Source organism: Lujinxingia sediminis (assembly GCF_004005565.1).
GTDB classification, from domain to species: domain Bacteria; phylum Myxococcota_A; class Bradymonadia; order Bradymonadales; family Bradymonadaceae; genus Lujinxingia; species Lujinxingia sediminis.
In genome coordinates this window covers 1-12,003 of the sequence record NZ_SADD01000002.1, presented here as the reverse complement: position 1 = coordinate 12,003, position 12,003 = coordinate 1, and the positions used below count along the sequence as shown (strand labels likewise).

9 protein-coding genes are annotated in these 12,003 nt (G+C 55.2%); all 9 read right to left on the bottom strand.

Translation table 11 applies throughout. The annotated features are described in order from the left end of the window. Nucleotides 1–400: 400 nt before the first annotated feature. Nucleotides 401–2,068, bottom strand: a complete 1,668-nt coding sequence (locus EA187_RS05950; RefSeq protein ID WP_127779516.1) for a DUF4435 domain-containing protein — start codon at nucleotides 2,066–2,068, stop codon at nucleotides 401–403. 100 nt (nucleotides 2,069–2,168) lie between these two features. Then, nucleotides 2,169–3,644: a restriction endonuclease gene (locus tag EA187_RS05945; protein WP_127779515.1), complete on the bottom strand. Its 1,476-nt coding sequence runs from the start codon at nucleotides 3,642–3,644 to the stop codon at nucleotides 2,169–2,171. Nucleotides 3,645–3,868: 224 nt separating this feature from the next. Beyond that, the gene (locus tag EA187_RS05940) at nucleotides 3,869–4,288 is read right to left on the bottom strand and encodes a DUF4258 domain-containing protein (protein ID WP_164856047.1); all 420 of its coding nucleotides are present in this window, start codon (nucleotides 4,286–4,288) and stop codon (nucleotides 3,869–3,871) included. Further along, nucleotides 4,288–5,643 (bottom strand): B12-binding domain-containing radical SAM protein, encoded by a 1,356-nt coding sequence (locus EA187_RS05935; RefSeq protein ID WP_127779513.1) that lies wholly within the window; start codon nucleotides 5,641–5,643, stop codon nucleotides 4,288–4,290. The genes EA187_RS05940 and EA187_RS05935 overlap by 1 nt, the downstream gene beginning before the upstream one ends. 97 nt (nucleotides 5,644–5,740) lie before the next feature. Beyond that, nucleotides 5,741–5,890, bottom strand: coding sequence for a hypothetical protein (locus EA187_RS20315; RefSeq protein WP_164856046.1), 150 nt, complete (start codon nucleotides 5,888–5,890; stop codon nucleotides 5,741–5,743). 126 nt (nucleotides 5,891–6,016) lie between these two features. Beyond that, nucleotides 6,017–6,697: a hypothetical protein gene (locus EA187_RS05930; RefSeq protein ID WP_127779512.1), complete on the bottom strand. Its 681-nt coding sequence runs from the start codon at nucleotides 6,695–6,697 to the stop codon at nucleotides 6,017–6,019. After that, nucleotides 6,698–7,342, bottom strand: a complete 645-nt coding sequence (locus EA187_RS05925; RefSeq protein WP_127779511.1) for a hypothetical protein — start codon at nucleotides 7,340–7,342, stop codon at nucleotides 6,698–6,700. A 3-nt stretch (nucleotides 7,343–7,345) separates the two neighbouring features. After that, entirely contained in the window at nucleotides 7,346–10,711 is a 3,366-nt protein-coding gene (locus EA187_RS05920) for a CHAT domain-containing protein (RefSeq protein WP_127779510.1), read from the bottom strand. Nucleotides 10,712–11,137: 426 nt separating this feature from the next. Beyond that, a partial coding sequence (gene tnpC / locus EA187_RS05915; RefSeq protein WP_127779509.1) for an IS66 family transposase occupies nucleotides 11,138–12,003 on the bottom strand: 866 nt, incomplete at its 5' end.

Sequence of the window (12,003 nt, the reverse complement as noted above, 5' to 3'; positions counted from 1 at the left end):
TGGTTGGGTTGGGGAGCTAAATGCGCCTGGTCGGGGCGCCCGGTGGCGAAGATTGGGAGGTAAGCCTGCTTAGCCCTGGGACTTGCCCACCCAGAAGGGCAGGTAAGCGTGCTGAGTTGCGGCTCTGGAGACCCAGAAGCGGAGGTAAGGGAGCTGAGTTGGGGATCTGGGTGTCCAGGTCGGGGAGTTGAGCGGGCTGAGTTGGGGATCTGGGTGTCGAGGTCCGGCGCTCAGGAGGCTGAGTTGGGGATCTGGGTAGCGAGAGTCTGAGCTAAGGGGCCTGAGTTGGGGGACTCGGGTGCGGAGTGGGGCAGGTAAGGGGGCTGAGTTGGGGATCTGGGTGTCGAGAAAGGCAGGTTGGCGAATGGTACGTTTGAGTCGGTTGTAACGCTGATTGTTTCTAGATGCATGATTTCTCGTTTAAGCCGGTCGTCTTTCTGCCAATATTTTCAATTGTATAATCAAAAAGCTCTTCGACCGATGGGAGGCAGTCCCTCAAGACTGCTAAATAGTTCTCACCATTTCCTTGTCGAATTGCACGGGATATAAAGCTTATGGGGCAAGTGCCTTCAAAGGTGTGTCTTAGCTGGCGAGCGAGCCCTTTCCGATTGAATACGCGCAATGTTTCCATGTAGTTTTTGCTTTCGATAATCGAGTCGATGACGGATTTACTCTTTTCATAAATGGCCGAGGTGTCTATTTTGCTTAGAGTGAGTTGAAACTTTTCATTTAGTTCATCTTGATTTTTTGCTCCTGACAAATCCAGAGATGATAGTATGTACTTGATTTCGCGTTCTGCTCGTCTCGCGATTTGAATCTCTCGTTCACTTTCGAATTCGGATAATACAAATTCTGTTGATTTATTGATTTTATCGGCGGGGTCAAAGTGTAAGTCTGTGGCAAGTTGTGTAAGGATTTCAGGTAGGCAGAAGAGATGTTCAATCTCCGCAACGTCAAGAATGTGTATCCCGTTTTTAATTAGAGAATCTATCTCTGATTTACAACGATAGTCGCGATCGATTATGCCTCTGGGTTGGTAATGGTGAAAGTCTTCTAAAGTTGAAAACCCTTGAACGGTTCGAATTACTGTTTCACATGATCCGAGGGGCGTAACGGTCAGTTCGGGATAAACTGCGCTATAAATTGCCACATCATAACTTTCTGCGGATCCCTCCACGAATAATACTGGATTTCTACTTCCCAAAAGTTCAAGTCGTACTTGCTCAGGCACATCACCCGTTCGATCTAATTCCTCCCATTCCCAATTCACACCGTCGAACGATCGGATCCATATTAACGTTGCGCCAGGCCGTGATGCTGCGAAGTCTACATCGTGCGTGAGATAGATAAATGTGCAATCTGATCGAGCGTGCTCGATTCTGCTCCATAAAGGGTCTCGGATAGCTTTATGAATGTGGATTTCAGGTTCGTCAATTATAATAATGCTATTTTTAGGAGCGCACAAGCATTGACCTATAAGATAAAATGTTACGCGTTCTCCATCGCTCATTCTTTTTGCTGAGTATTTTATATTGTTATCAGCAGCGTTAGCCGACTTGACTTCAACTCGCCCGTCTCCAAATATTAGTTTTCGATGCGGTAGTATTTGTTCCCATATCTTTTGAAGAATATCTATTTTGGTAAGTTTTGGTGTTAGCTTTGCTCTGTCCTGGTTATCAGCTTCTTTGTGTTCTTGTACGAACTCGGCATCACGTTGGCGCTTTTCCGCAAGCAATACTTGAAGTAAGGGCTCAAAGTCCTTCTGGGGTTGATAGAGACGCTCATTAAAGACGTCTTGAGTGGTGTGACGACGATGGAAATTTCTTTCGGCTGTTTTTACAGGCTGCGGCGCGATCTCCTCGTTCATTGATATTGCTCTTTGGGCGCTAATTCGGTACGTGTTTGGATTGGAGCTGTCAATCCAAGCGCCAAATGCACTTTTCCCACTTCCGTTAGCTCCGACGCACATCAGTGGTGTTCCTATTATTGCGTCAATTGTAGTTGCGATGTTGAACGGCGGGTTGTGGGGGCTTGGTGTTATTTTTGTTGGTAGTTTTATGTTTTTCATTTGTTGCGCCTCAAATATATTTAATCGTCGGTCTGTCGGATTGGTTAGGACGTTGAAACGTGCGGGTTTGTTTCTGTTTTGGCTAGAACGGTCGATATATTTAGCCCAACCGCAACAAACTCAACTCATCCTTCTCCACCCCGATCCCATACTCCACCAACAACTTCACAAGCTGCGTCCCGTCCATCAAACCGACCGGGGTGGCGTCGGGGCGTTCGGCCTCGATGCGGGCGCCGGAGCTGAAATCGCTGGTGGTGATGATGAGGCCCTGTTCGTGGGAGCCGAGGCTGCCGCGGACCTGCTGGACGGTGGGGCTGCTGATGTTGTTCTTCCAGCGTTTGACCTGCACGGCCATGCGGGTGCGGATGACGTCGCCGACGACCAGGGTGCCGCGCACGTCGATGCCGCCGTCGTTGGAGCGGCTGGTGACGTCGACGTCGCCAAAGCCCAGCGCAATGAGAAGGCGGCCGACGAGTTCTTCAAATTCGGTGGGGTCCATCTCGAAGAGCTGCTGGTGGAGGCGCGCGCGGATTCTGTCGTTATGGGCCTGGATGTAGGCGGTCAGCCCGGTCTGGCTCCAGCGGGTCAGGCCGATGAGGCCATTGCCGTGCAGCTCAAAACGCGGAGTGTCACTGCGCTCTTTACGGCGCTGGATCTCCTGGCTAACCGAGGCGAGCAAGGTGGAGGAGGGGTTCTGGCTCTTTGTTTCGATGAGGCGAAGGTCCAGCGCGCGGCTGGTGATATCGGTGTGGTGCATGGGCTCGCGCTCGGCGAAGACCTGGAGGATGCGTTCTGCAGCGTCGGTGAAGGAGAGGGTTTCGGTGTTTTTAACGGGCGCATCGGCGGCGGGCGATGAGACGAGGCCGGGCTCTACTTCGGGCGAGTCCTCGACCTCGATTTCGACCTCGGATGGGTTCTCGAGACCGTCGCGATTCAGCTCATAGTAGCCCGCTTTCGTTCGTCGGAAGTCCGAGTCCTCGCCCTTGTATTTGATGTCGACGGCGAGTGTCGCGCTGATGGTAGCTGCGGGAGTTTTGCCAGTGGTTTTCCAGAGGTCGCGTTCGAGAATACGGCGGGTTATCTCATTAAAGTGAAGGGGGCCGCTAGCGTCGGCCAGGACGATTTTCGCCGCTTCAATAGACGTAAATGATTCCGAGGGAGGCTCGTTTTTAACCGAGGGTTCGTCATCTTTGGAAGGATCAACGAACGGTAATAATGTATTGAGATCAAGCGCGCCGTTGCGGGGTCTCGCGAGGCTATGGATGACCTCTTGAGGAAGTTTATGCTCGTAACGTTTGGCCAGAGAGCGCCCCTCGGACGTCAGCGCCCAGAACCCTCGTTTCACACTCTCGGATAAGTCCGCACGTTTGAGACGGTCATGGGCCCACCCAATGCGGTTTTGATGTATCGGCTGCGTCCCGCTGGGAAGGAGCTCCTCGATCTGCGCCTGGGAAAGATTCAGGTCGTTGGCCAGCGCGGCGTAGACCTCGGCCGTCGTGAGACCGTCGGGGTGCCGGGCAAGCAGGGAGAGCAGGGGGGCGATGTACTGATCGAAGGTGGGCTGATCGTTGGGCATGGTAAGGCTACGGCTCGAGTGTGCGGAAGACCCCTGGGGTGGTGAGGTGATGCGGAGTATCGGTGGGGTGGGGCGGGGGCGTCAACGCCTTTGACGCGCCCTACACCACCACCAACTCCCACGCCCCCTCCACCTTCCTCGCCTCCCAAGTCGTACGGGCGGGAGGAGACGCGCGTAGCTCGCCCGGGTGGAGCGTGGGCATAGGCGAGTTACGCGGTGTTCCGTTACGTCTTCTGCTTCTTTTTCCACTTCACACAGTCGCCGAGACGAAACTCGCAGCTCGATGAATAATGCGTCTGGAGCCCGATCGGCCGCTGCCAGGCGCGTTGTGAGTGCGTCCTCGTATAGCCCCGAGAGAAAGCGTTGTCGCCCGTGCCGGGTGCATCTCGGCGATAGACGGTCTTCACTGCCTCGGTGTCGGTCGTGAGGACCACCACAACTCGCCGCAGTCGCGAGTCGAGGCGGGTGTCGTCGAGCCTTTCTTCGGGAATCTCGACTTTAAAGCTGCCGCCGTCGCGCACACGCTCACCGCGTTCGATGACCTGTTCGACCTCGTATTCGTCAATATCGCGCTCCTGCATGCGCTTGCGTGCGTGGTCGGTGTAGCGAATCTCGCTCCAATGGTTGTTGTAGAAGTAGCTCATCACATCGTTTTTTCTGGCTGCTCGGGCATCCATCGAAGGGCATTGGGCTCAAGGCTGGTGGCGATGTCGCGCAGTTCTTCGAGCGTCTCGGGGTGGTCGCCTTCGGTGAGTTTCAACGCCTCGGAGAGGCGAGCCATCTGGCGCCAATCGTCGTAGTCAAACGTTGCGGCCTTCAGGACCATGGGCATCGCGCCGCCGCTGTCGCGCAGGTCCCACTTCGCGCGGTCGAGGTCGAGGCGAGTCCCGCGAAGGAGCATCAGGGGGAAGGCTTTGAGCACCGGTACACGGCGTGTCAGACACCATTGCACGCTCTCTTCGAAGGACTTTAGCGTCTGCTCGGGCAGGCCGAAGATCAGCGACACTTCGTGGTCGATACCCCGACGTCGGGCTTGCTCCAAGGCGTCGTCGACCAGGGGCAGAGCGTTGTTGCGGCGAATCGCTCCCATCTCACTTTTGTGAATCGTCTGCAGTCCGAACTCCAGGCACAGTTCGAGACCGCTTCCCGCATCGTATAGCTCAGTCGTCATTGTCTCGGCGCGACACTGCAGGGAAAGGCGTCCCTGGAAGCCGCGCTCACGAAAGCGCTCCAGCACGCCAGCCGCATGCGGCGCCATGTTGAAGATCGGGTCGAGTACGGCGATCTCCGCCACATCCGACGCGCAGAAGAGGTCAATCTCAGCCTGGATGCGAGGCAACCCCAGGGTCCGCTGTGTCAGCCGCTTCCCGGGCTCGCGGTGCTGGCAAAAGGCACATCGAAACATGCATCCCCGCTGCGTCTCCCAGCGAATGAAGTGCTGCCCCTCGAGAGGAATTGCACCCGTGAGCCAGGGCGAGGGCAGTTTCTCCAGGTCGACCCGCGCCTGCTCGGACGCGTCCTTCGTGCCGGCCCAGTGCACCCCCAAAATGTCTTGATGTTCCGCGGTCGCAGCGAGCGCGCGGAGTGCATCCTCCCCATAACCGCGTACGAAGATGTCGGCCTCGGGATAGATGTTCTCCAGCCCCGGCCCATTGTATGAGATTTGGGGCCCTCCGATGATGATGCGGCCCTGAAATTCCTTCGCTCGCAGCTGGGCCAGAACCTGCCCCAGCAGCTCCTCGCCCCACACGTAGGCACCCAGCGCGACGTCCACCTCGCGAGCGGCGCATCCTTCGGCGAGTTCGAGAATGTTGTCGGCGATGTCCTCCGACCGCTGGGGCTCCAGGTTGACGGGCAGTGCCAGGGAGCGCACGTCCACGCCGGGGGTTTCTCGAAGCGCGGTGATCAACGACGCGTGGCCCAGGGGGACGCGGGGGTCTTTGTCGCGGGTCCAGTAAAAGTCGACAGCGATGATTCTACGATGTTTCGTAACGTTCATGATGAACTCCTGAGACGCAGTAAGTTTTGAAAGGTCAGGCCAAAACGGAAGCGCCCACGAGCCGTCTTGCAGACGGTCATGGGCGCAATCGCCTCACTTAGCTTTCGTTGGTCTTAGGAGCTTCTTCTTTCGCGTTGCGGTCGGCCGCCGACATCGCGCGGCTCTTCCAATCCTGATTGTTGCCGTTTTTGTCGGCAGCACTCTGGATCCGCTTCGCGGCTTCTTTAGTAATCTTCGACTTCGCCATGGTGCGTTCTCCTTGAAAGGAGTTGAGGTGATGCAGCGCGGAACGCTGCGAGGAACCTCAGCATGGCGAATCAAAACGCGGTGAAGCGGAATTTTCCCAAATTACTGCCCTAAGGCTTGCCGACGATTAGTCGTAGAGGTCGGACAGCACGCGGGAGGTAAGGCGCACAGCGCTGACAATAGCGCCAGTCTCGCCATGAATGCGCCGGACCCAATCCAGAAAATGCGATGGTGTCGTCGGCGCGATACCGAGTACCGACGCATCATTTGCGGCGACATACCAGAACGTAGCTCGGCCGTCGCTACGCTCGAATTTGTAGGGACGTGGCTGATTCGAACTCCTGCCTGAATCAAACTTCTTGAGTCCGTCGGCGTCAGTTGAAACGAAGGTGAAGTGGCCGCCGCGACATGTTGGTACTTCCACATCCACCTCGAATATCCGCGCATCCACAATCTGGCTGCCATCATCTCTTCGCCACAGGTGAATGCCCTCAAAACCCTTCGGGTCCGACGCGTACTGGAGAGTTTGTACGGGACGAGCTTCCCGCTTAAACACGTCAAAGGAGGCATCTTCGGACTCCCACAGCCGCAAAAAGAACTCGCTCACTGCACGCAGATCTGTGGGTAACCGCTGGTCTTGCTGAACCTGCTCCCATTCAAATTGCAGGTTGGCGATGACCGTCGGCAGCGCGGGATCCGGACAGCTAACGAGCCATCGGTACATCGACTTTCTCATATCTGCAGGTACTTGCTTTCGAACAAATCCGCGGAGTTGGTCGAGTGTGGGCGTAAATGCGTCGGTCGCCACTTATACCTCCTCAGGCCAGCGCAAGATTGGCCATATATACTTGTCGTTTCCGGGCTTTTTCGAAAACTCGGTAAACTTTAAGACATCTTTGAGCGAACCCTTGACCGAAGACTTTAGGAACGCCGACACAGGTCCACCCTCCGCCTCTTTCCAGCACGCTTCAATGATTTTAACGGTCGTCCAGGCCGCTCGAACACACCGTCGAATGATCAGGTCTTCCGAATCGACCGCCATATCAATCGTTGGAGCGTCAGACTTCTTTTGGGAGAACGAATAGGGCGGCGTGTCATCACACGGGCTAAAGTAAAGGGCCTGCAAGGTTGGCAAGGTCTCCGCATACGCATCAACCTCTCGCTGAAGCAGGCTGTCCCCTTCCACCGAAACTTCTGGGTGGTCCACAAGTAGATTCTGCCAGACCACGCAATGACGCCACTTCGCTAGCGCTTTGTATTTGGAACGGGATGAGTCTGACATTGCTCGCTTCAAATAGGCGGGAAGCTCAGGTGTTGCAGCATCAAAATAGTCGCGGCGTAACTGTTTTGTGGCTTCCAACCATAACGGGAGCATGCTGTCGCACGTCGAATCGACCATTTCCCTAAGCGCATCGGCCAATTCATCCCGGAGTTGAATGTCTTCACGATTCATCACTTAATCCTCCAATGTGCTTCGATCACGGGCGACGATACGCCAACCCGCCCATGAGACGGGGCCGCGAAACACTGCCATCCAATCATCGACAGCAGCCGCCGGATCCGCTCGTAGTCCAGAAAGCGCGTTGTCCCTATCAGGTTCGTCAACAAACCCACCCATATAGACCAGCGAAAACTTTTCGAGCGCTTTCGGCGGTACGCTCTCTCCAGTGAGCTCTTCGTATGCCGAGCTCCACCCGGCGCGGATCGCAGCGCGGCGCAGTTCCGTCTCAGAGGAAGCCTGGTCGAGGTGGTCGTTCACGTACTTCACAACCGCCGTCGTAAACGCCCCATCAGGTCGAACCGTATCGCGATAGGCCGCGATTGCCCGCGCCAAAGCGCCGGCATCTGCAAATGCATCGCCGTCGTCGACTTCTTTCTCAAAGCGTCGCGCAATCAACAGTGCTGAGGCGATGGGCTGCTTCCACCAGGAGCCGAGCACTCGACTCGCGCCGGCGGTGAGAAAAGCGGAGCCAAGTCCAACAGGTTCATTGTCATCTAAGAGTTTGCCTATCAGATCCACGTTCTGTGCAGACTCACAGGCCCACAGCTCAACGCGCCGACATCCGCTCATGTTGAGTGTTTTGATCTCGGTGACGGAGAACCAGGGCAGGCGATCTTGTTCCGTGAATTCGGGGATTCGATCTTGGGAGGAAGGGTCAATGCTCACCGAGGCAGGCGATCCGCTGAGAAGAAACCCCGGAACCAATACGCCACTATGATGGGTGCCGTGCGTCACCAGTCTTAAAACGCGAGCACGCATTGCGATCTGGTCGAACTCTTCACGTTTCAGCCCGCAATGTTGGGAGTCGTCGCTGATGAGGTGGGCGGCTAATGACAGACCGTCATTCGAGTCCTCATCCACCCCGATGTAGGTGACCCGATTTTCGTAGCTCTTACCTTGCTGGCTCATACGCACTGCGGAAGCCAGTGTTTGAGTCCGCACCATGTTGAACGTCTGACCCAGACAGGGTGAATCTGCCGTGTCGGTGGGAATGTACTCCCACGGGACCTGGTCCATGCCCTGTTGTGCGAGCACCACAAGGTTTCTCAGTCCCCTCGAGAGGGCGAACTCAACGAGCTTATTGCTTAGCGGAGTTAGTGAATTGAGGTGACCTTCCAACGCGCAGTCGAATGCAGCATGGCTTGCGCCGCTGACATCACCACCTCGAAACGCGTTGTCAGCTTTGCGAAGGAGCCTCACTGAGGATTCCATCGCGTCGAGCTCTTCCTCATCAAGACTTTCGAGCAAGTTTAAGCTGTATGCGTCGTTATCATCTGCGCAAATCAGCGTTATATATCCAACGCCAGCCGCGATCACGCCTGTGTTCGGGCGTTCTGCGAGCCAGGTACGCAGAGTCTCACCGTCGGCTGGGTCTTTTTGAACAGCAGGATGCCATCCTTTCTCTCGTCCGAGGCGAAGGAGCCAACTAATCTCCTCATAAATCTCCCCGGCCCTCACTTCCGGGTTTTCGATGGTGCCAAAAATCGTTTCGCCGTCTTTTTGATAGCTTCCAACCATGCTCAATGCTGGACGCATCTGGTCCATGAAGTCACGTCTTTCTGGATGGAGTCGCGCGATGTCATCCACGGAGATCAGGCGGCATACCGTGTCAAAATCAATACGCGCTCGATAAAGGTTCAGTCTCCACAACTCCTCAGGCCACTTTGTCGGATCTGTCGAATTCTTATCGGCTTCACGGACATCCCCAGCGCCGAAGAAGTTCAGATCGGTTCGATAGGCCTGCCCATGGCTGAGATCAAAAAGTTCCAGCGACTCAACCGGATCGATTGCCGCCCATTCACGGTGAATGGTAGCGAGGCGTGCGAGTCGGATGGCGAGGACACGGCGATAGCTATCTGACCAGATAGGGTACTGAACCACATTCAAAGCACTTTCTAAACTGGACGTCATGTATTTCTCAATCGCGTCCCAGTTCTTTTGAGCCGCTGTGTTGAGTAACGAATATTCGCTTTCAAACAACATGCGACTCAATGACGTGCCGACCGTGATCGGATGAATATGGTTCATTAAAGAACCAAGTAGCACTAGAGTTCGAGGCTGTAGATCCACCAAGTCTTGGTTGTCGATGGCGGCCAGGAGGTGGTTGGCCTCTGTGGCCGTTAGATACCCCTGCCTTTGGTTCATAGACCTTTCGATGTGTTCCAATAGGATAAGGAGTTGCTCTTCCGACAAGGGTTGTGCTTCTCGGGTCAAGACGCGTTGGAACTGTAGACGGTAGGCAAGAGCGTCGGGACCGATGATGTTATATACTTCGTCAAATCGAAGTAATGCGTTATGGCAATGGTCTTGTAGATCGTCTTGCAGCTGTTCTCCCGTTTCAATGCGGGTCTGAAGAAGAATGTATCTTCCACCGGTGATTGCCAGCCAAAGGGACTCGCGAATGTGCGGAAGTTGGTATTTTGATGTTGTGGTTTTTCGCCTTTTTTCCAGGTCTCGGAGTTCATTTTCGGCGATAGCTAATCCTTCTTCGAGAAGGCGAATCTTCTCATCGGGATCATCGAGAAGTTGAACAAGCACGTTTACGGTGGCTTGCCGCATCTGCGTCGTCATCGCCCTTGCACCTAAGTGGCGATTGCGTGCAGGCAAGAGCCGGCAATGTTCGAAGTGCTCCAGCGCCTGCCGTAAGGACGCGGTCTGGTCTTCAAAGTGCCGGTTTTTTAGTGCCATCGCATAATTGTATAGGCACTGCGCGTAAGACTCGTCTGCGCCTGGTATCCCCTGTTCTTGGAAAGCGCCTAAAGACTTGAGCGCCTGCTGAAACACGGAGAGGCTCTCGCTCATCGCTTCCGGGCGATCGAGTTGGGATAGAATATCGGCATAATGGGCGCGGACATTTTCGAAATGCGAACGCTCTTCTGGATCGGTTATAGCACCACCGAGTTCAAGTGCTTGCCGGTACAGATGAGCAAGTATGGGTTTGGGGAGGCTCGTGCGTTCACGCGGAATCAAAGTGACCATGATCGCGGTCGTATAGCATATGGTTTTGTCTTTCTTGTAGCGTTGTTGCACAAGGCTTATTAAAGCGTTTGCAGGTACAACAAATGACAATGATTCGTCGGTGCCCTGGCTAAGTGCATGGGCCGCCTGACGTACCGCCCAAGCTACCTCGGCCGCGGGGACGGGGCGAACGCGGAGGGAGAATATTCGTCCTACCTCTTGGAGCGCATCGAGATAGTCTTCTCCTGCCGCATGAAGCTCATAGACCGTCTGGCCGCAAAGACTTAGTGCGGTGGGGAAGTCGCAGTTGCGGAGTCTGTTCGCGAAAGTTTGATAGATTTTGCGCTTGGGTGGTTGCGACATATGGAGTCCTTAAAGAAGTGAGTGGAGGTCGAGAGCCCCAGATGGGATGTAGACCATCTCAGATGAAGGGGCGCCGGAGGCATTTTTTCCCAAATTCTTCAAAATCGCAGGTGTTTTACATTGAAGAGTCGACGGTAAGGCCCCTGTGCTGATCGCAAAACTACGAGCAAAGAAGGGGGATGTATATAACAAAGACAAACCGGTCGGCAGGCATAGTGGGAGCCATAACGCAAATGTAAGGAAACCCCTTTGGTGTTGAATTTGAGATAGAAGAGTATTGGTTGACCTTTCGTGAGCCGTCAATGCGTATATCGGCAAACTACCGTAAATGCTCGCCAAACCCTACCATCACCACCCAACGCCCCCTACTATTAAAAAAGCCACGCCGAACCCGGCGTGGCTTTGATTCTTCCAGGGTGGCCAAAATCAGTCATCCAGGCTCGACAGCACCGCTTCGATCGGAGCCGGCAACGTGACCGTATTGGGCGACCGAATGTCATTCATCACGACCCGCTTTAAATACTCACGCGGGTCAACACCACAGATCTTGGCCGTCTCGAAGATCGTGTAAAGCTGAGCGGCGACCTCGGTACCGCGGCGACTTCGTGAACCGTAGTGATTCTTGCGGCCCACGACCGGACCACGGATTCCGCGTTCGGTGGGATTGTTGTCGATCCACAGCTCGGGATGTTCGATATAGAGCTCCAAACGCTCCCACCTTTCCATCATGTAGGCGATCGCTTTGCCGATGGCGCTTTTAGGCAACACACGCTGGTTAAACGCCCACGTTTTTAGCTCTTTGAGGATGGACTTCGACTCGGTTTCTCGCAGATCTCGTCGCCAGTCCATCAATGCGATGCCCTCGTCCGGGTCACGTGCTTTTTTCTCCACGTCGTAGAGTTTTCCGATCAGGTTGAGTGCGGCTTCGGCGCGCTCGGGATCGTTGGATTCAGCATCTACAAACTTGCGGCGAACATGGGCCCAGCAACCGCTAAGACGAACCTCCCCGGGGACCAGGCGGGCGGCTTTATCATAGCTTGGGCATCCATCGGTGATGAGCCATCCAGAGTAGCTTTCGAGCAGCTCGGCGGCGGTCTCGCCGCTTCGCGAATCGCGTAGCGCAAACCACATCGCGCCGCGGCCGCGAATCGCCCACATCTGCCACTTTTTGGTGGCACCGGTTTCCATCAGTCGCCAGGTCGTCTCATCCATCCCGACCACGTCGGCGCCGAAGATCCAGTGCTTGATCCCCAGATACGTCGTCTCCACGTGGTCGGCGAGCGCGTCGAGCT

Bases quoted from the DNA above. Each gene is read 5' to 3' on its own strand.
- EA187_RS05950 (WP_127779516.1), bottom strand. From the start codon at position 2,068: ATGAAAAACATAAAACTACCAACAAAAATAACACCAAGCCCCCACAAC.
- EA187_RS05945 (WP_127779515.1), bottom strand. From the start codon at position 3,644: ATGCCCAACGATCAGCCCACCTTCGATCAGTACATCGCCCCCCTGCTC.
- EA187_RS05940 (WP_164856047.1), bottom strand. From the start codon at position 4,288: ATGAGCTACTTCTACAACAACCATTGGAGCGAGATTCGCTACACCGAC.
- EA187_RS05935 (WP_127779513.1), bottom strand. From the start codon at position 5,643: ATGAACGTTACGAAACATCGTAGAATCATCGCTGTCGACTTTTACTGG.
- EA187_RS20315 (WP_164856046.1), bottom strand. From the start codon at position 5,890: ATGGCGAAGTCGAAGATTACTAAAGAAGCCGCGAAGCGGATCCAGAGT.
- EA187_RS05925 (WP_127779511.1), bottom strand. From the start codon at position 7,342: ATGAATCGTGAAGACATTCAACTCCGGGATGAATTGGCCGATGCGCTT.
- EA187_RS05920 (WP_127779510.1), bottom strand. From the start codon at position 10,711: ATGTCGCAACCACCCAAGCGCAAAATCTATCAAACTTTCGCGAACAGA.